The sequence below is a fragment of the Halococcus salifodinae DSM 8989 genome, assembly GCF_000336935.1.
Classification (GTDB): Archaea; Halobacteriota; Halobacteria; order Halobacteriales; family Halococcaceae; genus Halococcus; species Halococcus salifodinae.
This window is the reverse complement of record NZ_AOME01000051.1, coordinates 186065-208773: the sequence shown is the minus strand read 5'-3', so window position 1 is coordinate 208773 and position 22709 is coordinate 186065. Positions and strand designations below refer to the sequence as shown.

Sequence of the window (22709 nt, the reverse complement as noted above, 5' to 3'; positions counted from 1 at the left end):
CGTGAGCCGAAGGTGAACGAGGGTTCGGAGTCGTTCGAAAGGCGTTTCGCGCCTTTCGTGATGACGAGGGAGCTTCGCTCCCTCGAACCACGCGCGAAGCGTGCTCCGGCGCTCGTCGAGACGCCAAGTCCGCCCCGCAACCGCCACCGCGTAACCGCTACCGCTTCGCAACCGCCACCGCCCTGCCGCCGCAGCCGCTTCCGCGGCGCGACGATATTTATGTCAGGCAATCCTGCGAGTGGTATGTACACGGTTAGCGTGAGGGATGACTTCATCGCCCAGCACTACCTCACGGTTCCTGACCCCGGGCCTGAGGGCGAGGTCCACTCCCATCACTACGAGGCCGAACTCACGCTCGCGGGCCCCGAACTCGACGAGGACGACTACCTCGTCGACATCGAGGCGGTCGAAGCGGTGCTCGCCGAGATCCGAGCACGCTATGAGGACGCGCTGCTCAACGACCAGCCGATGTTCGAGAGCCACAACCCGAGCGTCGAGCACTTCGCCCGCGTCGTCTGGAAGCTCGCGGCCGACGAACTCGACACCGACCACCTCTCGACGCTCACGGTCACGATCCACGAGGACGACGACGCGTGGGCCGCCTACGAGGAGTCGGTGTGAGCGCCGACACGGGATCATGAACGTCGGCCTGGTGTGCTACGGCGACCTCGACACCAACACCGGCGGGTTCCGGTACGACCGCAAGCTCGTCGAGGGCCTTCGCGATCGGGGCGATCGTGTCGAGATCGTCGAACTCCCGTGGCGCGACTACGCACGTGGGCTGCTCGACGGCCTCTCGACACGGCTGCTCGACTGGATCGACGCTCCCGTCGATGTCCTGCTTCAGGACGAGCTCGCTCACCCTTCGCTCGTCGGGCTCAACGCCCGGTTGCGCGCCAGGCGCGACATCCCGATCGTGACTATCGTCCACCACCTCCGCAGCAGCGAGACCCATCCACGCCCCGCGAAGCGGCTGTACCGCGCGGTCGAGCGCCGCTACCTCGCCAGCGTCGACGGCGCGATCTGCAACAGCGAAGCGACGCGCGAAACGGTTGAAGACCTCACCACGGCCGAAACGATGGTCGCGCCGCCGGCGGGCGACCGGTTCGATCCCGCCATCGACCCGGCTGCGATCGAAGCCCCTGCCCGGGAATCGGGGCCGCTCCGCGTGGTCTTCCTCGGCAGTCTCGTTCCCCGCAAGGGGCTTCACACCCTGATCGAAGGGCTTTCACGACTTCCCAGCGAACGTTGGCGACTTCAGGTCGTCGGGAGCCCGGATGCGAACCCGAGATACGCCTCGTCGATCCGCCGGCTGGTCGCCGGGCTCGGCGTCGACGACCGCGTGACGTTCGCGGGCGAACTCCCGGACGGCGCGCTGCGGGACGTTCTCCACGAGAGTCACGTGCTCGCGATGCCCTCGACCCACGAGGGGTTCGGGATCGCGTACCTCGAAGGGATGAGTTTCGGGCTGCCGGCGCTCGCCACGACCGCCGGCGGCGCACGATCGGTCGTCACCCACGGCGAGACCGGATTCTTGCTCCGCCCCGGTGATCCCGGTGCGGTAGCGCACGCCGTCCGAACGCTCGAAACCGACCGCGAACGCCTGGCTGAGATGGGCAAAGCGGCCCACGATCGATACGAGACGTGGCCGATGTGGGCCGAGACCACCGACCGTGTTCGAGCGTTTCTCGACGGGTTCGTTGCGGGCGACACCGAATCGATGGGAGGATCACAGTGCCGGAACCAGGCTGGGACGGTGGATCGTGTCGAACACTGACGGGAAGTTCCAGCGGTACCTCGCCGCGAAGCGGACGGTCGACGATCGTGCACTCGACCGCCAGGTGCTCGATCGGCTAGCCACGGAAGTGGAGAGAATCGACGAAAAGCGGGGCGAGCGACCGCTCCGCGTGCTCGACGTCGGTGCGGGGATCGGCGCAACGCTCAAACGCCTCGTCGAACGCGACGTGCTCCCCGCTGCCGTCGAGTACACCCTGGTCGACCGCGAGGCGACGAACATCGACGCCGCCCGCGAACGCCTGCCGCAGTGGGTCACCGACGCGGGTTACGAAGCCGCCGAAATCGACGACGGGCTTCGCATCGAGGGCGACGAGCAGTGGGTCGATCTCGAGTTCGCGGTTGCGGACGCCTTCGAGTACGTCGAGACCAGCACGTGGGACCTGCTGGTCGGCCAGGCGTTCCTCGACCTGTTCGACGCTCGGCGCGCGTTCGACGCCCTCCGCGCCGGGCTCCGTCCCGGCGGCTGCTGGTACTTCCCGATCACCTTCGACGGCGGAACGATCCTCTCCCCACCTGTGGATCCCGACCTCGACACGAGGATCGAGCGGGCCTTTCACGCCCACATCGACGACGGCGGCGACAGCCACGCCGGCCGCCACCTCCTCGCCCGTGCAAGCAAGACTGACACGGTACTCGCCGCTGGCGGCTCCGACTGGGTGGTCCACCCCCGATCGGGAGAATACCCCGACGACGAGACGTTCTTCCTCCGGTACATCGTGGACACGATCGCCGGCGCGCTCGACGAAACGGGGCGGTTCGACCCGACGACGCTCGCTGGCTGGACCGCCGCGCGTCACCGGCAGATCGACCGTGGCGAACTGACCTATGTCGCCCACCAGCTCGACGTGCTCGGTCGGATTCCGGCGGAGCGTTGAAGCCCGACGAAGGCCAATACCGGGTCGTGGTTTCCGACAGCGCGTCGTGGACGGGTGAGCAGGTCCCGGAGCGCGTAGTCATCGACTACTGGCTCGCCGCTGAAACGCGAAAACGAACGGTCGCCGTGCCAGGGACCGGTGCAGTCGACGACCACGAAGACCACGACGACCATGGCGACCAGTCGGAGAGCGCGTTCGACGACCGGCCGGAGAACACACTCGACGATCGAGGGGTCGGGGCGCTCGACGACGACGAGGCGCTCGACGCGCTGCTCCAGCGAAAACCCGGGGCCGCTGCCTTCCTCTGGCGAGCGCAGCCAGTCGAGTGGGCGCGCATCACGCTCCGTCGGGCGGAGTTCGAGCGGCTTCAGTTCGTGGACGGTCCCGACCGTCTCGGCTGGCGTGCGCTTGCGCCGAGCGGCGACCTCGTCGATGGGGCGCGACGCATCGCTGCGGGCGATCGGGCGGCGCTCGAAGCCGAGACGGGAGTGGACGTCGAGCGGGTGTGTTCGATGGCCGAAACGCTCGCCGACGGCGACCGCCTCGGCCCGCTCGTCCTCACGAAGCGTCGCGGCAGCGGACCGCCATCGATCGCCGACGGCAACCACCGCGCGACCGCGATCGCACTCCACCTCGTTCGGACCGGTGAGTACCGTCCGCAGCGCGCGTATCTCGGTATCGGGGCGAACCCGGTTCTGGAACCGCTGTGGCAGCGGGTGCGCGGTGCGCTCACCGGGCTTCGGTCGGACGGCACACGGTGGTAGATCGACGGACCGTTTCCCATAACCAAAGTAAAATACGGGTTCGGCCCGAGAAACTCGGTATCCGTGACGAACACGCAGATAACGCTGATCCAACTCGACAACTACGGACCGTGGACGGTCACGCCCGAGCCGCGCCGCGAGGTCGATCTCCAGACGATGCAGTCCCGGCTGTACGCCGATCTTTCCCAACTGTTCGGCAACCGCGACGGCTACGTCTTCTTCTCGCGGTTCGACAACATGATCGCGGTCACCAACGGGCTCGACACCGACGATCACGCCCTGATCCAGGAGTCGGTCGGCAACCGATACCCGGTGACGATCAGCCTGAGTATCGCGGCCGATCCCGACCCGATCGCGGCGCTCGGGACCGCGACCGACCAGCTTCAGGACGCCGGCAGCGCCCAGGACAAAGACCGTCGATCCGTGCTCCGTGGCGATCCGCTCGCCGAGTCCGCTCGGGCGGACGACGATCTCCACATCGCGCACTTCGACGTCAACGACGCCACCGGTCAGTACACCGACGAGCTCAACGAGTTCGACACGTTCATCAACATCGAACAGGGGTACGCCGAGCTGATGCGGTACATGCGGCGCGCTCACGACTCGCTCTCCTTTTTCGTCGGCGGCGACAACGTCATCGCGGTCTGTACGCCCCTTTCGGCCGAAGAGTACCGTGATGCAGTCACCCACGTCCGCGAGGCGGTCGACGTCGAACTCAAAGTCGGGGTCGGACACGGAGCCACCGCCCAGGACGCGGGGATGGACGCGAAACACGCCCTCGAAGCGTGTCGCCACGACGGTCGTGACGTCGTGATCGACGAGTAAACTACCCCTCCCTGCTCGCTCGCGGCAGACGCCGCTCACTTCCGGAGGGAGGGGCTTTCATGTGGACTCCCGACAATCAGTCTCCGGCAACAGGCCGGGGACCGTCGTCGGTCATCGTTCCACGATTTATACGCACGTCTACTGGTGCATCTCCGCTCGAAGACATTTGCGACGAGCGGAGTCGGTGATAATCGTTGCGGGCGTACCGCAACCCGATGTTTTTGGCTGCGTTGTAGTCGGCGTTGAGTTCGTACCCGCACGAGAGACAGTCGAAATCGGTGCCGTCGCGGTTGTCCTTGTGGGTGAACCCACACTTCGAACACCGCTGGCTGGTGTGGTTCGGTTCGACCGTTTCGACCGCGACACCGCGTTCCGGTGCCTTGTACGCGACGTACTCGTGGAGCCGCCGAAACGCCCAAATGTGGTGCCACTCCGCGAACGGCAACCGTTCGCGGATGTCGTCGAGTTCTTCGAACACGATGGTTGAACAACTGTTCTCGACGGCCTCCGTGACGAGTTCGTTGGCGAGCGTGTGAAGGTACTGTTTGTGCCACGCCCGTTCGCTGACGACCGACGACTGAAAACTGACGGCCGAGAACTGAGGTTCGCGTCGGTCTTAACCGTATCGCAGATAGTTTTTACCCTGCGCGGTCGGAACTCCTTGCTATGAGTAGTGATGTCACAGTTCGCGAGGTGATGACCCGGGAGTTCGTCGGGGTGAACGAGGGCGATAGGGTGGTCGAAACGGTCGAACTCCTCCTCGACGAGGGTGCGGAGTGTGCGATCGTCCTTCGGGGCCGCGATCCGGTCGGCATGCTGAGCGAACGCGATGCCCTCTCGCTGGTGACGAGCGACACCGATCCGGCGACGGCGACGGTTGCGGACGTCATGTCCGACGGCGTGATCCAGATCCCCTCCGACGAACCACTCACGGCGGCCGCGGGAACGATGGGTCGTGAGGGCGTCCGGTGGCTCCTCGCGGTCGAAGACGAGGACCCGGTCGGTGTGGTGACCGCCCACGACGTCGTGGTCGCCTCGACGATGGTCCCCGATGCCGATACCGGCACCGGACCGCGGTCGTCCACGAGCGATCCCGCGGCGGAGTACGACACGCAAGGCATCTGTGAGGCCTGTGGCGCGCTCGCGAACGATCTCGTGAACGCGAACGGACAGCTCGTCTGCACGAACTGCCGCGAGGCGTGACGAACCCGCCGACCACCCGAGTATCGACGGCTGAAACAGGGCAAGATTTATGCCTTGTTCAACCAACAGCATCGGTAGTATGGGACACAGACCCAAGCGGCGTGAGTTCCTGGCTGCTGTCGGAACGGCTGGTATCGTCGGCGTAGCCGGGTGTTCCGGTGGTGGCGGTGACAACAACACTAGCGGTGGTGGCGGCGACACGACCGGAGCCGGTGGTGGCGGGGCCGAGGACACCGAGACCGGGGCCAGTGGCGAGGGTGAGGGCGGCGAGACCACTGGCGAGGAAACCGAAGACGGTGAGACCACCGGCGAAGGGACCGACGGTGGAAACGAAACTGACGGTGGAAACGAAACCGGCGGCGGGAACGAGACCGGCGGTGGCAGCGCCGAGGGCCGGGAGATCATGGTCGGCGTCCTCCAGCCGACGACGGGCGACCTCGCGTCGGTCGGTGAGCCGATCCAGCAGGCCGCGTTGCTGCCGGCGGTCCAGCTCGAAGGTTCGGACATGGCCTTCACCATCAACACCCAGGCCGAGGACACCCAGACCGATCCTCAGGCCGGTATCAGCGCCGCTCAGGCGCTGGTCGACGCGGGCTATCCTTCCATCACGGGAGCGGCGTCATCCGAAACCACGATCCAGGTGGCCCAGAACGTCGCCACTCCGAACGAGGTCGTCATGTGCTCGCCCGCGAGCACCTCACCGGCGATCACGGATCTCCAGGACAACGGCTACGTCTACCGGACGCCGCCGAGCGACGCGCTCCAGAGCGAGGTGCTCGCACAGGTCGCGAGCGAGCGCGTCGAGGCCTCGTCGGTGTCGGTGATGTTCGTCAACAACTCCTACGGGCAGGCGCTCGCCGAGGCGTTCGCGTCGGCGTTCGGGGGTGAGGTGCCCGCACAGGTGTCCTTCGAGAAGGCCCAGTCCTCCTACACCTCGAAGCTCCAGGAGGCGATGTCCTCCAGTCCGGGCGCACTGCTGGTGATCGGCTATCCCGAGAGCGGCAACCAGCTGTTCCGGGACTACTACTCGAACTACAGTCGTGACACCCAGATCCTCGTCACCGACGGGCTGCGCGACTCCGCGCTGCCGGGCAACGTCGGCCAGCCGCTGACGAACGTCCTCGGCACGGCCCCGCTCGCGGCGGGTCCGGCCCGAGAGTTCTTCACGCAGTCCTTCCAGGACGAGTACGGCGGCGAGCCGGGCGTGTTCACCTCGCAGGCGTACGACGCCACCGCGATCCAGATCCTTGCGAACGCCGCCGGCGGCGAGAACAGCGGGTCGGCAGTCCAGGAGAACATGGATTCGGTTGCCAACCCACCCGGGACGGAAGTCGGTCCGGAGAACCTCGCCGAGGCGATCGGGATGGCCGCGAGTGGTGAGGAGATCAACTATCAGGGCGCGTCGAGCAACATCACGTTCGACGACAACGGCGACATCGCCGCCGCGACCTACGAGGTGTTCACGTACACCGAAGACGGCAGCATCGAACAGGCGGACACGGTCCAGTTCGGTGGTAGCGGTGGCGGTGGTGGCGGTGGCACTGGCAACAACAGTAGCGCCAGCGGGAACAACAGCAGCGGATAGCAGCCTCCGTTCGGCTCGAAAACGATACGATTCCGTTTTTTTCAGCCGCCGAGGAACTCCCGGCGGACCTGCTCGTCGTTGAGCAGCGCGTCACCGGTGTCGGTGTAGCGATTCCCGCCCTGGACGAGGACGTACCCACGATCGCAGCGTCTGAGCGCTTCCTTCGCGTTCTGTTCGACCACGAGCACCGCGGTTCCGGCGTCGTTGATCGCGTCGACCCGATCGAACATCTCGTCGACGAGATCCGGCGCGAGCCCCGCCGACGGTTCGTCGAGCAGCAGGAGGTCGGGATCGAGCATCAGCGCCCGCCCCATCGCCAGCATCTGCTGTTGGCCGCCCGACAGCGTGCCCGCACGCTGGGACTGGCGCTCTTCGAGGATCGGGAACCGCTCGAACACGTCGTCGAGCGCCTCGTCGGGCACCGAATCGAGGATGTACGCCCCCATTTCGAGGTTCTCGCGGACCGAGAGCCCCGCGAACACGTTGTCGTTCTGGGGGACGTAGCTCAAGCCGCGCCGGATGATCCTCTCGGGGGCGTTACCGCTGATGTCCTCGCCGTCGAATGCAACCGTCCCGTCCATGTACGTCGTCAGCCCGAAGACGGTCTTCATCACCGTCGACTTTCCCGCACCGTTCGGCCCGACGATGGTGACGTACTCGCCGTCGCCGACATCGAGGTCGACCCCGTCAAGGATCTGGAGTTCGCCGTAGCCCGCATCGAGGTTCGACACCGCGAGCAAGCCGTCGGGGTGGCTGTCGGCCGCGTGCGCCTCGGCGGTAGTCGCGTCCATCGTTGCGCCGTCGGTGTCGTCGGTCGTCGCGTCTTCGCTCACGCTCTCGTCGGCTCCCGTTCCGTTCGTCGTGGCGTCGTCGGATGGCTGTTCGTTGACCGTCGTTTCGTCGGTCGCGGGTTCGTTGGCGGTCGTCTCGTCGGTCGCGGTGTCGTCGGCTGCGGTCTCGTTGGATCCGTCGCTCATACGTTGGCTCCGAGGTAGGCGTCGATGACCTGTTCGTTCTCCCTGATCGCCGCGGGCGCGTCGTCGGCGAGCACGCGCCCGCGATGCATCACGATGACGCGCTCGCAGTTCTCCATGATGACGTCCATGTCGTGTTCGACCAGCAGGAAGGTGTACCCCTCCTCGCGGAGGTCGTGGATGCGATCGAGGAGTTTCTCCTCCAGGGTGGGATTCACCCCCGCGAGCGGTTCGTCGAGCAGGACGACTTCGGGATCGGTGAGCAGCGCCCGCGCCATTTCGAGGAGTTTTCGCTGGCCACCCGAGAGGTTGCCCGCGTACTCCTCGGCGAGGTGATCGATTTCGAAGAACTCCAGGGTCTCCCACGCCCGCTCGCGGAGTTCGCGCTCCTGGTCGCGAACGCCTCCCCGTGTGCCGGGCAGCACCGACCGCCAGAGCGACTCGCCGCGCTGGGCCCGCGGTGCGAGCATCATGTTCTCGAGGACGGTCATCTCTTCCAGCTCGCGCGCGATCTGGAAGGTCCGGACCAGCCCGCGGTCGGCGATCTGGTAGGGCTGGAGGCCGGTGATCTCCTCGTCGTGGAGGTGGACCGAGCCGCTGGTCGGGTGGTGGACGCCGGTGATGCAGTCGAACGTGGTCGACTTCCCCGCGCCGTTCGGGCCGATCAGCCCGGTGAGCGACCCTGCCTCGACATCGAAGCTCGCGTCGTCGACCGCGGTCAGTCCACCGAACTCCTTGCGGAGATTGTTGACCCGGAGCGGACGGCCAGGCGGCGTCTCGCGCGCCGCGCGCTCGACGTCGGACTCGTCGTCGGGATCGATCTCCTCGATGTTCTCTGGCCCGTCCTCACCCTCGATCGCGTTCCGGGTGTCGGTTTGAGTCGTGGAATCGGCCGTGTCGCTCATTCGTCCTCACCTCCTTCATCGCTGGCTGCGTCGGTCGCATCCGACACCCCACCGTCGGCCCGGGCGGCTCCAGCGGAGTCGTCCCCCGACACGCTGCGTCGGGAGAGATCGACGGCGGCCGCCGGCTCCTTCCGATGGCCGAGCAGTCCTTCGGGGCGGCGCTGCATCAGGACGACCAGCACGACGCCGAGGAGCACGAACCGGAGCACGCTGATGTTGTCGAGCGCATAGGCGATCAGCGGCGTGATGTCGAACGAGCCGAGCGCCGCGACCGCGGCGGTGAACGTGTTCGGGGCACCGCCGAGACTGAACGAACTGTCGACGATCCGTCCCACGAACGTCGGGCCGAGAAAGAGTAATCCCGCAAAGAGCGCACCGCCGATGACGCTCCCGGTGTTCGAGCCCGACCCGCCGATCATCAGCGCGATGAACACGTAGAAGGTGACGATCGGGAGGAACAGGGCGGGCGTGATCAGCGCCTGGCTGCCCTGCCAGAGGATCCCGGCGAGCCCCATCAGCGCACACCCGAGCATGAACACCTTGATCTTGAACCACCGGGTGTTCTTCCCGAGCGAACTCGCCACGATCTCGTCCTCGCGGATCGCCTTCAGTACCCGGCCGAACGGCGAGTTGCCGACCCGGGTCAAGAGGAGATAGAACAGTCCGACGAACACCACGAGCACGAGGGTGTACGTCCAGTCGACCACGGTCGGGCCGTTGAGCCCGAAGCCGCCGAAGAAGCCGAACATCGCCTCGCCGAACGCGGTCGGTGGCGACGCCGAACTGGCTGGGTCGGTGTAGTAGAGATCGCGAACGGGGTTGATCGGACCGGGGATGCCGCTCGCGCCGCCGGTTCCCAGCTCCCTTCCGGCGACCGAGAAGGACTGGAACGTCGTCGAGTTGTAGATCAGCCGGATGATCTCCGAGAGCGCGAGCGTGACGATCGCGAGATAGTCCGCCCGGAGTCGGAGCGCAGGCAGCGCCGTGATCCCGCCGACCAGCGCGGCGGCGGCCATTCCGCCAATGATCCCGGCCCACAGCGGGAGACCGAGCCCCGGAATCCCGCCGACCTGGGGATCGACCGGCGCGGTCAACATCGCCATCGTGTACGCCCCGACCGCCATGAACCCCGCGACGCCGATGTTGAACAGTCCTGCGTACCCCCACTGGAGATTCAGCGCGAGCGCGAGCAGTGCGTACACCGCCGCGAGAAAGGTCAGCCGTTGGAGGGTGCTCGCGATCCCGCCGACGTCGAGACCGAGTATCAGGCCGAAGACGATGAACAGCACGTAGAGCCCGGCCATGACCCCGAGGATCAGCCCGGCGTCGGAGCCACCGAGCCGCTCGGACAGTCGGTCGGCGGTGCTCATCGGTTACACTCCCGTCGCGTTCGATGCGATGACTGCGCCGTTCGAACACAGGGCGATGGCTGCGCCGTTCGAGTACAATGGCAAATCATGCGGTCGTCACCCCACCGAACAGCCCCGCCGGTCGCAGGACGAGGATCAGGATCATCACCGCGAAGGCGGCCGCGGTGGTGAACTCCGAGGGGAGCCAGACCAGCGAGACGGTGCTCGCGATCCCGATCGTGAGCCCGCCGAACATCGCCCCATACACTGAGCCGATCCCGCCGAGGATGACTGCGGCGAAGATCAGCAGGAGGAGGATCCAGCCGAAGTCGAACGCGATCGTGCCCGTTTCGAGTGTGACGAGATAGCCCGCCGCGCCGGTCAGCCCGCCGCCGATGATCCACGTCGCGCGCACGACCCGCTCGGTCGGAATCCCGGTGACGCGTGCGAGATCGCGGTTGTCCGCCATCGCGCGCATCGCGGTCCCGAGTTTGGTGTACTGGAGCAGCACGTGAACGCCGACCATCAGCGCGATGGCCCCGATCGCGAGCGTGGCCTCGTGAGCGTTCAGCCGGATGGCGATCGGGATCGGTGAAATACCGAGGATTTCGATGTCGGAGAGAGTGATTCCCGGAATGTCCCCGCCGGTGACGCCCGGTCGGCTGGTTCCGAAAACGAACGCGAGCAGGTATCTGAGCGCGAGCGCGACCCCGATGCTCGCGATGAGTAGCGTGATCCCTTCCTCGCTCCGCATCGGTTTGTAGACGAGCCGATCGACGAGGAGCGCGAGTCCGGCAGTAAAGGCGATCGCGACGACGAGACCGACGAGCACCGCGATCGGCGTCGAGACGATGCTCACACCGACGGTGCCCGCGTTGGCCTCGCCGCTGACGCCGACCAGGAAGAGATCGGCGATGGGGAGCGCGCCGAGCCCCCCGATCACGTACGTCGTTGCCCAGCCCGCGAAGGCTCCCGCCGTGATGTAATCGCCGTGGGCGAAGTTCGCAAAGCCCAGCAACGAGTACGTCATCGAGAGCCCGACGCCCGCGAGCGCGATCACCAGGCCCTGTATCAGCCCGTCCTTCAGGAAGAGCGAGAGGCTGAGCACCGACAGCGAACCGTTCATCAGCTTGGTGGCGAGATCGACGATCAACAGTACACCGACGACGCCAGCGATGACCTCGAACGGTTGCTCGACGACGAAACTCCGGCCACGGTTGTAGGTCTCAGAAATGCCCATGATAGCGTTCCACATGAAGTGGGCGGTGGGGGGAGGGTAATAACCTTTGCTCCGAATCACCACTTCTGCGGCAGGTCGTGACGACGATACGAGGAAAACGGGTCTTCGCCGAGCGCCATGTGAGCATCCACCGATCACCACCGGGACAGAAAGGGATTTGCCGGGGCGCAGAAATAGAACGAACGATGATACGAACCCTCGACGACCTCGATGCTGAGGGCGTCGCCGTCGGGGTCCGCATCGATATCAACAGCCCGGTCTCGGGGGGCGAACTCGCCGACGACGCCCGACTCCGTGCGCACGTCGACACGCTCGCGGAGCTGCTCGACTGCGGCGCGCGGGTGGCGATCCTCGCCCACCAGGGCCGGCCCGGTGGCGACGATTTCGCGAGGCTCGCCGCCCACGCCGACCGACTCGACGAGCTGCTCGATCACCCTGTCGACTACTGTGACGCCACCTTTTCGTCGGCGGCGCGCGATCGGGTCGCGGCGCTCGATGTCGGGGAAGCCGTCGTGCTCGAAAACACCCGGTTCTACGCCGAGGAGTACATGGAGTTCGAGCCCGAACGCGCGGCCGACACCCATCTCGTCCGCGGACTCGCGCCCGCACTCGACGTCTACCTCAACGACGCGTTCGCGGCCGCCCACCGCTCACAGCCCTCGCTCGTCGGCTTTCCCACACGCCTGCCGAGCTACGCCGGCCGGGTGATGGAACGCGAACTCGATGTGTTGGGAGCGATCGAGGAGACCCCCACACCCCGGGTGTACGTGCTCGGCGGCGCGAAAGTCGGCGACTCGATCGGGGTGGCCCGGAGCGTGCTCGAACGCGATCTCGCCGACACCGTCCTCACGGCGGGCGTGATCGGCAACGTCTGCCTGCTCGCCGGCGGAGCCGAACTCGGTGACGCGACTGCGGAGTTCGTCTACGATGCGGGCTACTGGGACGAGATCGACCGCGCGGGCGATCTGCTCGACGCGCACGACGAGATCGCCGTCCCCGAGGACGTCGCAGTCGAGCGCGACGGCGATCGCCACGAAGTTGCGGTCGCGGACCTCCCGGCCGAAATCGACGCCCCTGCGATGGACGTCGGGAGCCGAACGATCGCGACCTACGGCGAGATCATCGAGAACGCGGGCACGGTGATCCTGAACGGACCGGCGGGCGTCTTCGAGGAGGAACCGTTCGCCGAGGGAACACGGGGCCTCTACGAGGCCGCGACGCGGGCCGAGCAGAGCATCGTCGGCGGTGGCGACACCGCGGCGGCGGTCCGACAGTTGGGTCTCGACGGGTTCGATCACATCAGCACCGGCGGCGGCGCGGCGCTCACGCTCCTGACCGGCGACGCGCTTCCCGCTGTCGAGGCGCTCCGGTAGTGCGGATCGAATCGCCCGACACCGACGACGCCGAGGCGATCGCCGATCAGTGGGTCGCGCTGGCGCGCGAGCAACGTGCGTTCGGCTCACATCTCCTCGCCGAGGCCAACCGGGCGACGATCCGCGACGCGATCGTCCGTCACATCGTCGCCGGCGAGTTGCTGGTCGCCCGTGTCGACGGTGACGAGACGAACGCGGATGCGGCGAACACGGCTGTAGCGAACACGGATGATTCGAACGCGGAAACAACAGACACGAACGAGATCGTGGGGTTCGTGATGTTCGGCCCAGAGGGTGATCGCTATCGACAGGACGTCTCGCGTGGGATCGTCCGGAACGTCGTCGTGACTCCAGACCGGCGCAACGAGGGGATCGGGGCGGCGTTGCTCGCGGCAGCCGAATCGGCGCTCCACGAATCCGGGTTCGAGGCCGTTGGGCTCTCGGTGCTCGCGGACAACGACGCGGCCCGCCGGTTCTACCGCCGTGCCGGATACACGCCCCATCGGATCGACCTCGAAAAGCGGCTCGAAAGCGACACCGACAAACCCGAGGAGGGGTAAGGGGCGAGCGCGCCAGGGGAGCTTGGGCGGTGCAAGCACTCGATTTGTAATCGAGAATTCGTGGGTTCAAATCCCACCCCTGGCTCTTCTTCGCGCGAACGGCAATCGAACGGACGACACTCGCGAGATACGGACGTGAGCGCGTGAAAGCACTCGATTTCGCCGACGCTCGTACGTTCCAATACAACAAAACAGGTACCCATCGACGAATCAAACCACTTCGGCGCTGCGCCCGCATGGTCGGGAAAGTCGGCGGCCTCTCCGGCGTCAGTGTTGAGTCGCTGACCGAGAGTTACTGATGGAGCTCGTATCGGAAACGAGACGTTTCAGAGGCCGCGTTCGCAGTATGTCGAGAGCCTTCCCGTATGACTTATTGAGTCCCACGGCGAGAGTCGATCATGGATCTCGGTGCGCTGGTGAGACGGACGAGTCTCGGTGACGTGATGGGTGAGTTGTCTCTCGGGGCACTCCGGGAAGCGGACCGTAAGCGGCTTCATCGCTCCGTTCGAGAGATCGGGGTCCGTGGCGGAGTGAAAAGTGTCTACTATTCGCTTCGACATACAGGACGGCCGATCGCGTTCGTCTTCGACAAACGGACGAGTGTCGCGATCGCTCGCGATGCGACGATCGACATCCCGGCGTTGTTCCTGCTCGGACCGTCGGCTCCCAGAGTCGTCCATCGGACACTCGGTGGCTCCCGACTGTTCGTCACTGCCGAGGGAACGATTCGGACGACGACCGACAGCGCCGCACGCATCGGTCCCGGATCGTTGTTGAACATTCAAGGCGAACTCTCGATCGGGCAGTCTCATCTGAGCGGCCAAGCACGACTCTACTGCCGGGACGCGATCACGATCGGCGACGGCTGTGGTATCGGCTGGGCAGTCGAGATCCTCGACAACAACGGGATGCAAGACGTCTGGATCGACGGCGAGAAGCGACCGAAGACCGGGCCGGTCGAGATCGGCGACGACGTGTGGATCGGCCACCATACGACGGTCTCGCGGGGAGTGACTATCGGCGACGGCGCGGTGGTCGCAAGCAACAGTGCCGTACTCGACGATGTCCCATCGAAAACGCTCGTCGCCGGCAACCCTGCGGAAGTCGTCCGAGAAGACGTCCACTGGGAGCGCTGAGACGTCGCCAGTCAGAAATCCGAAACCTCGTGGGTTGGTACTGGCCACTGTTCGTGGCGCTCGACGAGACCGACTTCACGAGGGTCGCCGAGTGCTTTCACCACAGTACACTGGGCGTGGCGGGCCTGGGTCATGAGGACGGTGTTCACCACATTGCGGGCACGCGATCGCGGGTGAGCGACCGACGACTGCCATCTACGCACCCCCTCTCGACCGCCTTGAGCAGGGCTGGATCTCCATCGTTCCTCTACTCTCTCCCCGACTTAGCGCCTGAGGCTCAAAGCCTCGAAGATCGTTCTCCGTGCGAATGTGCGTGGAAACAGCGCGAGCCACGCGGAAATCGAAATATCGAACGACGATTATTTTCGTGGCGTCGCGGACTCCGAGCGGATCGACGGCTCCGCCTCGGTCGTCATCGAATCGAGGGCATCGGTGAGAAGCTTCGACTCGGCCTTGCGGAGGTGTTCGAGAAGCGTGGCGCGACTGATGTCGAGTTCGGCAGCGAGTTCGTCGCTCGTGACCTCGCGTGGCCACTCGAAATAGCCCGCGGCGAGTGCGTGCTCGATGACCTCGTGCTGTCGGTCGGTGAGCCGAACGCCGCCGTCCTCGAACGGCGCGAGCTTCCCGAGGGTCACGGTACCGATCTTCCGGAACGCCTCGATCATGGCGCGCAGGTCCTCGCGGCGAAAGAAGAGCACGGTGTACACCCGGCGGTTGGCGTCGACGACGTTGGGCCGGCGGAGGATGCCGTGGTTCCGCTCGATGGCCGAGTACGCGCCACAGGAGGTCTTGGTGACGAGGAAGTTGCCGTCACCGAGCCCCTCGGCGTGGTGTACCTGGTCGGAGTCGGTCAGCCGGTCCAGCACGCCCGTCAGCCGCTCGTCGAGTTCGATGACGAACGTCACCAGCTCGTCGTGGAGCTCCTCGATCGCGATCTCGATCGCCGTGTCGAACTCCGCCGCGAGCTGGGAGACGACGCAGGGCTTGTGTTGCTGGAGATGGATTTCTGCCTCGAACATGTGCTCCCTGGTCCGTGACATCACATTACAGGAACGACGGATAAGGTTTCGTGCGCGATCCGATCCCGGCCACGCTACGAACCGAACTCCCGCTCGGCGAGTGCAAGCGCCGCGTCGAGATCGAGCGGGCCCGCCGCAGCCAGCGTATCGAGGTACGCAGCCACGGTTTCGCCGTCGGGATCGATACCCGCCCGTTCGAGGAGCCGGCGTGCGCCGCCCTCGCCGGTCGGCTTCCCGAACACGAGGCGTCGCTCCCCGCCGAATCGTTCGGGGTCGAACGGTTCGAGCGTCGCGGGATCGGACAGCATCGCCGCGGTGTGGATACCGGACTCGTGTCCGGCGATCGCCGTACCCAGAATCGCCTTGCGATCGCCGTAGGGCTCCCCGAGCGTGTCGAGGACGCCGCGACAGGTCGGGACGAGCGTGTCGGCCGCGAGGCCGAGATCGTCGTCGTGGTCCACGGCGCAGGCGACCGCGAACTCTTCGAGCGCGGTGTTGCCCGCGCGCTCGCCGAGGCCCCCGACGCTGACGTCCGTCTTCCCGATGCCCGCGCGGTAGGCCGCGAGCGCGTTGGCCGTCGCACACCCCATGTCGTCGTGGAAGTGGACGCCGAGCCGATCGAACGCAACGTGACCGTCGAGTCCGTCGAGACACTCCTCGACGGTCCCGGGCGTTCGCGCGCCGACGGTGTCGGCCAGCGACACGAACGCCACGTCCGGCACCGTGTCGACGATCTCGACGAGTTGGTCACGATCGGTCCGGAAGGCGTCGGCGAGCGTGATGTGGGCCGTGACGCCGTGATCGTGGATGTAGTCGACGGCCTCGCCGAGCATCGACAGCATCTTCGCTCTCGATACGCCGAGCAGGTGTTCGAGGTGACGGTCGGAGGCCGAGACGAACGTCTCGATCACGTCGGCGTCGGTTTCCAGGGCGGCGTCGATGTCGCTTTCGAGGGCGCGCGCGAGCGCGACGACGTCGGCGTCGGTCGTCCCGGCAAGCTCACTGATGACTTCTTGGTCCTTCTCGCCGGTCGCGGGGAAGCCAGGCTGGACGAACGGCACCCCGAGGTCGTCGAGCGCCCGGGCGCACTCGATCTTCGCTTCGGCAGTGAACTCCCGGCCGGGCATCTGGTCGCCCTCGCGGAGCGTGACGTCGGTCAACTGCATTCAGATGATCCCCTCGTCCCGGAGCTCGGCCAGCTCCGTCTCCGAGAGACCGAGCTCGCCGTGGTAGACCTCGCGGTTGTGCTCGCCGTGGCGTGGGCCGAGGAACTCCACCGCGCCGGGCGTGCGCGAGAACTTCGGGACGAGGCCGAACGTCTTGATCGCGCCGACGTCGGGATCGTCGACCTCGATGATGTCGTCGCGAGCCTCGAACTGCTCGTCTTCGAAGATGTCGTGCATATCGTAGACCGGCCCGACGATGGCGTCGTTGGCTTCGAGCGTCTCGATGGCCTCGTCGGTGGTTCTTTCTCTCGTCCATTCCTTGATTTCGGCGTTGAGCGGTTCGCTGTTCGCGACGCGGGTGGCGTTGTCCGCGAAGCGCTCGTCGTCGATCAGCCACTCCTTGTCGATCGTCTCGGCGACCCGCTCGAAGATCTTCTGGTTCGAGGCCGACATCGTCAGGTAGCCGTCCGCGGTCTCGTAGATGTTCCGCGGGGCGGTGTTCGGGTGCTGGTTCCCGGTACGCTCGCGGACGTGGCCCATCCGGTCGTACGCCTCGACCTCGCCGAAGAAGATCCGCCACAGCGGCTCGGTCAGCGAGACGTCGATGACCTGGCCCTCGCCGCTGCCGCCGCGCCCGAGGTCGCGCTCGAAGATCGCCATCAGCGTCGCCTGGAGCGCGAACTGAGCGGCCTGGATGTCCGCGAGGCTGACCGGTGGGAGCAGCGGCTCGCGGTCGGGGAACCCGTTGGCGTGCGCCCAGCCCGAAACGCCCTCGGCGATGGTGCCGAAGCCCGGTTTCTGGGATTTCGGGCCGGTCTGGCCGTAGCCCGAGAGCCGGACCATGATCGCCCGCTCGTTGACCGCGTGCACGTCGTCGGGGCCGAGTCCCCACCGCTCCATCGTCCCAGGACGGAAGTTCTCGTAGACGGCGTCGGCGTCCTCGATGAGGTCGAGCGCGATCTCGCGGCCGCGCTCGGAGCCGAGATCGAGCGTGATACACCGCTTGTTCCGGCCAAGCGATTTCCACGACAGCGAGACTCCGTCTTCGGTCTTTTGTGGCCACTCCCGGATGGGGTCGCCAGTCTCGGGGTGCTCGATCATCACCACGTCGGCACCGAAATCGCCCAGCATCGTCGTCGCGAAGGCACCGCTGATCATCCCCGACATGTCGATGACCCGCAGGCCGTCGAGCGGTCCCTGGCGTTCGCGTGCAGTCATGGTGTGCTCCGATGGTCGTCGTCGATCGACTCCAGTACCGACTCGGTCGTGACGACGTCGCCGTACTTCGCGTCGATGTCGAAGAGGTTGGCTTCATGCGGGCCCTCGGCGCGGTCCCCGACGGCGTCGGCGGGGACGATGGTGCGGTAGCCGTGCTGGAGGCTGTCGACGGCGGTCGCGCGAACGCACCCGCTGGTCGTCACGCCCGCGAGCACCAGCGTGTCGACGCGGTGGGTGGTGAGTTCGGTTTCGAGATCGGTCCCGAAGAACGCGCTCGCGTACTTCTTGAGAATGACCCGTTCGTCGCCGACCGGGGCGATCCGGTCGTCGACCGCGACCGCGTCGGTCCCACGTTCGAGTTCGCGGAGCGCGGGCACCTTCTCGATGAACTGCCCGGCGTCGCCGTACGACTCCTCGTAGGCGACGGTGGTGAAGTACCGCGGAAGGTCGTGCTCGCGGAACGTGTCTAGCAACTGCTCGGTCCGGGCAAGCACCGACTCGACGTCCGAGCCGAGATCGGTGTCGGGATCGGTGAAGGCGTTGATGAGATCGATGACGAGCAGCGCGGGCTGTTCGCCGATACCGACCGTGCCGCCGAAGTCGCGGTCGGCGTACAGCTGTTCGGTGTCCTCGATCCAGTTCGTCTCTGTCATCGTGTCTGTGTGGAATGTAGCGACATTCGTGCCGATGGCTCAGTCGTCGCGCTGGTCGAACTCGCGGCGTTCCTCGGCGATCCGTGCTTCGAGTTCGTCGTCGTCCGGCAGCGGTCCGTAGTCGAACGCTTCGAGCTCGTCGCGGTTCTCACGAACGTCCTCGCGCTGACTCTCGGTGGCCGTTCGATCGACGGTGCCGTCGTCGAGAACCACGCCGTACTCCTCGCGGGCGGCCTCCGCGGTGACGAGGCCACGGCGGACCTCTCGGACCACGAGTTCGGGATCGCGCTCCAGGGGGTCGCCGAGGCCGCCACCGCCGGCGGTGCTGAAGACGAGCTTGTCGCCAGGCTCGACGGGCACGTTCTCGGCCTTCGAGGGGAGCTCCAGCTCGGTGCCGTCGGTGCGGACGAGTGTCTTCTCGCTCGTCCCGCCGTACGTCCCGCCGTCGACGCCCCACGGGTAGGTATGAGCGCGGTCGTCCTGGAACGTGATCGCGCCGTCCTCCTCGAAGGTGTACACCTTCGAGATGCCGTGGCCGCCGCGGTGGCGACCCGCGCCGCCGGTGTCCGCGCGGGTGCTGTACTCGTCGATGGTCAGTGGGTAGTACGCCTCCTGGTACTCGGCGGGCACCGTTCGGAACAGCGGCCACCACGAGTGGCCGTCGAGCCCGTCGCCGCCCGGCCGCGCTGGAATCCCGCCGTAGAGGATTTCGAGCATCTGGAACTGGTTGCCCTCGGCGTCGACGCCGGCGTAGACGAAGTTGGGCGAGGTGCCGTAGCTGCCGGCGACCGAGAACCCGTCGATGAGCTTCGAGAAGGTGGCCTGGAGCACGTCGAACTGCCGCGCCATCAGTGGCAGCCGGTTGCCGAGCGCCGCCGGGAACTCCGGCTGGACGACCGACCCCTCGGGAAGGTTGACCTCGAAGAGGTCGTAGTACCCGTCGTTGAACGTCAGGAGCGGGTCGAACGCCATGATGAGGAACACCCCGGTGAACATCTTGAACATCTTCTCGTTCAGGAGGAAGTTCACGGTCCCCGGAACCTGGTCGTCGGTGCCCTCCCAGTCGAGATACACGGTGTCGCCCTCGCGGTAGATTTCGAGGTGGAGCTTGATCGGGCCGTTGCCCATCCCGTCGTCGTCGACGCGGTCCTCGAAGGTGTAGCGCTCGCCCTCGGGGACGAACTCCCGGATGAGGTCGATCATCCCGTCGCGGGTCCGATCGAGCACCGCGTCACATCCCTCCAGATACGTTTCGGGTCCGAAGCGCTCGCAGAGCTCCTGGACGCGCTCCTCGGCGGCCGCAGTCCCCGCCGCGAGCGCCTTGATGTCGGCCTCGGCGTGGTCCGGCAGGCGGGTGTTGTGGGCGAACGTTTCGAGGAGTCCTTCGTCGAGTTCGCCCTCCTTGTAGAGTTTGACCGGTGGGAGCCGCATCCCCTCCTCGAAGATGGTGGTCGCCTCGACGGGCATGCTGCCGGGGGTCTTGCCGCCGACATCCATCAGGTTGCCCCACTGGCTGGCGAAGCCGACGCGCTCGTCCTCGTAGAAGATCGGGCGCAGGAGGAGCATGTCGGGGGTGTGTGACATCGCCCCTGCACACATGTAGGGGTCGTTGGTGGCGACGACGTCGCCGTCCTCCAGGTCCTCCCACCCGAAGCTGGCGTTCGCGATGATGGTCTCGATGGCGGAGCCGAACTGCCCCATCACCATCCGACCCTCCGGGTCGGCGATGAGCGGGAACTGGTCTGACTGCTCGCGGATGACGGGGCTGATCGCCGTCGTCTCCAGCACGCGATCCATCTCGTGGCGCGTGTTTTCGAGCGTGCTCTCGACGATGTCGAGCGTCGTCGCGTCGATGTCGTGCTCACCGACGAATTCAGGAGTTCCGGTGCTCATGCGCCACCACCTCGGTTGATCTCGACGTTGGCGTAGCGATCGACCGTCGCGACGTGATCGGGCTGTACCACGATGGTCGCGTCGTCCGCGACCACGATCGCCGGGCCGTTGAGTTCATTGCCAGGCAACAGCTCCGCGCGGTCGTAGATCCCGGTCTCGTGGTACTCGCCGTCGAAGTAGACCTCGTCGGTGTCGACCTTCGCCGCACTCGGGACCTCCTCGGTCAGGTCGTGTTCCTCGATGGTGACACCCTCGACAGTACCTTTCCCGATGACGCGGAGGTTGGCGATTTCGAGGGGTGCGTCGAGCGAGAAGCCGAACCGCCTGTCGTGACGCTCCTCGAAATCGGCCTTGATTTCGGCGAGGCCCGTCTCGCTCCGGAGGTTGTCGAGATCGATGGGGATCGACATCTGGATGTCCTGGCGGAAGTACCGGCAGTCGGCGTAGTACTCGAAGACGTGGTCGGCCTCGTCGACGCCCTCCGAGTCGAGCCAGTCGGTCGCCTCCTCGCGGAGCGCCAGCAGTTCGGCGTGGACATCGTCGCCGTCGACGTCGCGGTCGGTTTCGAGATAGGTCTCGGAGAACTCGTTCTGGACGTCGCTCGTGAGGAAGCCGAAGGCACTCATCACGCCCGGTCCCGGCGGGACGACCAGTGGATAGGCACCCATCACGTCGGCGAGCGCGTTGGCGTGCATCGGGCCGGCACCGCCGAAAGCGACGAGGCCGAACTCGCGCGGGTCGTAGCCGCGCTCGACCGAGACGACCCGGAGCGCGCTGTGCATGTTCTCGTTCACGATGTCGAGAATGGCCTGTGCGGCCTCCTCGACCGAACTCCCGCGCTCGTCGGCGATGTCCTCGATGACCTCGTGGGCAGCCTCGCGGTCGAGCTCCATCGTCCCGCCGAGCTGTACCATCGGTGGGATGCGCCCGAGAACGACGTTGGCGTCGGTCACCGTCGGCTCCTCGCCGCCCTGGCCGTAGCAGGCCGGACCGGGGTCCGCACCGGAGCTCTCCGGGCCGACCTGGAGCGAGCCGCTGAGCTGGACGCGGGCGATCGAGCCGCCGCCGGCCCCGACGGTGTTCACGTCGACGGCCCGGGACTTGAACTCGCGGTAGCCGACCTTCGTCTGGCGGGTCGTCTCGGCCGTGTAGTCCTCGACGAGCGAGACGTCAGTCGAGGTGCCGCCCATATCGAGGGTCAGCACGTCCGGCACACCCTTCTTCTCCGCGATGGTCGCCGCACCGACTACGCCACCGCTCGGGCCCGAGAGCGCGAGCTCGACGGGATGATTTTTCGCCGCCCCGGAGCTCATCAGCCCGCCGTCCGAGCGGACGACGTTCATCGTCGCCGTCGATCCAGCACTTTCGAGCGCGGCGTCGAGTTCGTCGAGATAGTCGATGACGTGCGGGCGCGCGTAGTCGTTGATGACCGTCGTGAGCGTCCGCTCATACTCGCCGTACTCGGGGACGATCTCCGCCGAGATCGACACCGGCAGCTCCGGCGCTTCCTCAGCGACGATCTCCCGGACGCGCTCCTCGTGTGTCGGGTTGAGATACGAGTTGAGCAGCGCGACGGTCAGCGATTCGACGCCCCTGTCGGCGAGGTCGCGCACCGTCTCGCGGACCGCGGCCTCGTCAAGCGGCTCGGTCACTTTTCCCTCGGGTGAGCTGATCGTGCCCGAGACCCCACGCGTGTCCACGAGGTCGGCGAGCGGATCGGGCTTCTCCATGTCCATCCAGCCGTACAGCGGGCCAGGCGTCCACGCCCGCGCGAGGTGAAGGATGTCTTCGTGGCCCGCTGAGGTGATGAGGCCGACGCGCGAGCCGGTCTCTTCGAGCAGCATGTTTGTCACGACCGTCGTTCCGTGGAAGAGCAGCTCCAGATCGGCCACCGACGCGCCGGCCTTCCCGGTCGCCTCCTCCACGCCGGCGAGCACGCCCTCCGATGGATTCGCCGGCGTTGACAGCACTTTGTCGATCGTGAGTTCGTGAGTGTCTTCGTCGAACACGATGACGTCGGTGAAGGTGCCACCGACGTCGACGCCGAGATTGGATGCCATGTGAAATCGTATCACAGACAGTCGTCGTTGCTGCCTAAACGTTCCCCCAACCCCTGTTGGGGGTATTTATATCAATGCTGCGGTCCGTTCGGTGATGAGCGACACGAACGACCG

21 protein-coding genes, 1 tRNA gene and 1 pseudogene are annotated in these 22709 nt (G+C 66.3%); 11 read left to right on the top strand and 12 right to left on the bottom strand.

All coding sequences use genetic code 11. The features are described from left to right. The first annotated feature begins 243 nt into the window (after positions 1-243). From C450_RS08275 to C450_RS08255, 5 genes are all read left to right on the top strand, one after another. Positions 244-621, top strand: a complete 378-nt coding sequence (locus C450_RS08275) for a 6-pyruvoyl trahydropterin synthase family protein (RefSeq protein ID WP_005042543.1) — start codon at positions 244-246, stop codon at positions 619-621. Between the two features lie 16 nt (positions 622-637). Continuing rightward, entirely contained in the window at positions 638-1777 is a 1140-nt protein-coding gene (locus C450_RS08270; RefSeq protein WP_005042541.1) for a glycosyltransferase family 4 protein, read from the top strand. Next, the gene (locus C450_RS08265; RefSeq protein ID WP_005042539.1) at positions 1764-2672 is read left to right on the top strand and encodes a class I SAM-dependent methyltransferase; all 909 of its coding nucleotides are present in this window, start codon (positions 1764-1766) and stop codon (positions 2670-2672) included. Before C450_RS08270 ends, C450_RS08265 begins: the two co-directional genes overlap by 14 nt. A 26-nt stretch (positions 2673-2698) precedes the next feature. Continuing rightward, positions 2699-3436: a hypothetical protein gene (locus tag C450_RS08260; RefSeq protein ID WP_049909954.1), complete on the top strand. Its 738-nt coding sequence runs from the start codon at positions 2699-2701 to the stop codon at positions 3434-3436. A gap of 63 nt (positions 3437-3499) precedes the next feature. Next, the gene (locus C450_RS08255) at positions 3500-4261 is read left to right on the top strand and encodes a GTP cyclohydrolase III (RefSeq protein WP_005042535.1); all 762 of its coding nucleotides are present in this window, start codon (positions 3500-3502) and stop codon (positions 4259-4261) included. A gap of 76 nt (positions 4262-4337) precedes the next feature. Here C450_RS08255 and C450_RS08250 read toward each other — a convergent pair. Next, a pseudogene (locus C450_RS08250) lies at positions 4338-4823 on the bottom strand (RNA-guided endonuclease InsQ/TnpB family protein); the annotation flags it as partial. A gap of 104 nt (positions 4824-4927) precedes the next feature. On the opposite strand from C450_RS08250, the gene C450_RS08245 reads away from it, so the two are divergent. Next, positions 4928-5464: a CBS domain-containing protein gene (locus C450_RS08245; RefSeq protein ID WP_005042531.1), complete on the top strand. Its 537-nt coding sequence runs from the start codon at positions 4928-4930 to the stop codon at positions 5462-5464. Positions 5465-5543: 79 nt separating this feature from the next. Next, positions 5544-7049, top strand: a complete 1506-nt coding sequence (locus C450_RS08240) for an ABC transporter substrate-binding protein (protein WP_005042529.1) — start codon at positions 5544-5546, stop codon at positions 7047-7049. Positions 7050-7090: 41 nt separating this feature from the next. Here C450_RS08240 and C450_RS08235 read toward each other — a convergent pair whose 3' ends face one another. The 4 genes from C450_RS08235 to C450_RS08220 form a co-directional block, all read right to left on the bottom strand. Continuing rightward, positions 7091-8026 carry an ABC transporter ATP-binding protein gene (locus C450_RS08235; protein WP_005042526.1) on the bottom strand — a complete coding sequence of 312 codons (936 nt, stop codon included), beginning with the start codon at positions 8024-8026 and terminating at the stop codon, positions 7091-7093. After that, the gene (locus tag C450_RS08230; protein WP_005042524.1) at positions 8023-8928 is read right to left on the bottom strand and encodes an ABC transporter ATP-binding protein; all 906 of its coding nucleotides are present in this window, start codon (positions 8926-8928) and stop codon (positions 8023-8025) included. Before C450_RS08230 ends, C450_RS08235 begins: the two co-directional genes overlap by 4 nt. Next, positions 8925-10298: a branched-chain amino acid ABC transporter permease gene (locus C450_RS08225; protein WP_005042521.1), complete on the bottom strand. Its 1374-nt coding sequence runs from the start codon at positions 10296-10298 to the stop codon at positions 8925-8927. Before C450_RS08225 ends, C450_RS08230 begins: the two co-directional genes overlap by 4 nt. A gap of 85 nt (positions 10299-10383) precedes the next feature. Continuing rightward, on the bottom strand, positions 10384-11517 hold the full coding sequence (locus C450_RS08220; protein WP_005042518.1) for a branched-chain amino acid ABC transporter permease: 1134 nt from the start codon (positions 11515-11517) through the stop codon (positions 10384-10386). 185 nt (positions 11518-11702) lie between these two features. On the opposite strand from C450_RS08220, the gene C450_RS08215 reads away from it, so the two are divergent. The 4 genes from C450_RS08215 (at position 11703) to C450_RS08200 (ending at position 14586) form a co-directional block, all read left to right on the top strand. Beyond that, on the top strand, positions 11703-12890 hold the full coding sequence (locus tag C450_RS08215) for a phosphoglycerate kinase (protein ID WP_005042515.1): 1188 nt from the start codon (positions 11703-11705) through the stop codon (positions 12888-12890). Next, positions 12890-13450 (top strand): GNAT family N-acetyltransferase, encoded by a 561-nt coding sequence (locus tag C450_RS08210; protein WP_005042512.1) that lies wholly within the window; start codon positions 12890-12892, stop codon positions 13448-13450. Before C450_RS08215 ends, C450_RS08210 begins: the two co-directional genes overlap by 1 nt. Before the next feature lie 11 nt (positions 13451-13461). Beyond that, positions 13462-13535 (top strand) — tRNA-Thr (locus C450_RS08205). Between the two features lie 313 nt (positions 13536-13848). Beyond that, positions 13849-14586 carry an acyltransferase gene (locus C450_RS08200; RefSeq protein ID WP_005042510.1) on the top strand — a complete coding sequence of 246 codons (738 nt, stop codon included), beginning with the start codon at positions 13849-13851 and terminating at the stop codon, positions 14584-14586. Positions 14587-14597: 11 nt separating this feature from the next. Here C450_RS08200 and C450_RS22065 read toward each other — a convergent pair whose 3' ends face one another. The 7 genes from C450_RS22065 to C450_RS08170 form a co-directional block, all read right to left on the bottom strand. After that, positions 14598-14735 carry a hypothetical protein gene (locus C450_RS22065; RefSeq protein ID WP_206536844.1) on the bottom strand — a complete coding sequence of 46 codons (138 nt, stop codon included), beginning with the start codon at positions 14733-14735 and terminating at the stop codon, positions 14598-14600. Positions 14736-14945: 210 nt separating this feature from the next. Next, entirely contained in the window at positions 14946-15605 is a 660-nt protein-coding gene (locus C450_RS08195; protein WP_005042506.1) for a helix-turn-helix domain-containing protein, read from the bottom strand. A 74-nt stretch (positions 15606-15679) separates the two neighbouring features. Next, positions 15680-16771, bottom strand: a complete 1092-nt coding sequence (locus tag C450_RS08190; protein WP_005042503.1) for a LeuA family protein — start codon at positions 16769-16771, stop codon at positions 15680-15682. Next, the gene (locus C450_RS08185; RefSeq protein WP_005042501.1) at positions 16772-17989 is read right to left on the bottom strand and encodes a CaiB/BaiF CoA transferase family protein; all 1218 of its coding nucleotides are present in this window, start codon (positions 17987-17989) and stop codon (positions 16772-16774) included. It lies immediately after the preceding gene. Then, entirely contained in the window at positions 17986-18642 is a 657-nt protein-coding gene (locus tag C450_RS08180; RefSeq protein ID WP_005042499.1) for an isochorismatase family protein, read from the bottom strand. Before C450_RS08180 ends, C450_RS08185 begins: the two co-directional genes overlap by 4 nt. A gap of 39 nt (positions 18643-18681) precedes the next feature. Continuing rightward, on the bottom strand, positions 18682-20535 hold the full coding sequence (locus tag C450_RS08175) for a hydantoinase B/oxoprolinase family protein (protein ID WP_005042497.1): 1854 nt from the start codon (positions 20533-20535) through the stop codon (positions 18682-18684). After that, positions 20532-22595 carry a hydantoinase/oxoprolinase family protein gene (locus tag C450_RS08170; RefSeq protein WP_005042494.1) on the bottom strand — a complete coding sequence of 688 codons (2064 nt, stop codon included), beginning with the start codon at positions 22593-22595 and terminating at the stop codon, positions 20532-20534. The genes C450_RS08175 and C450_RS08170 overlap by 4 nt, the downstream gene beginning before the upstream one ends. Positions 22596-22709 lie beyond the last annotated feature (114 nt).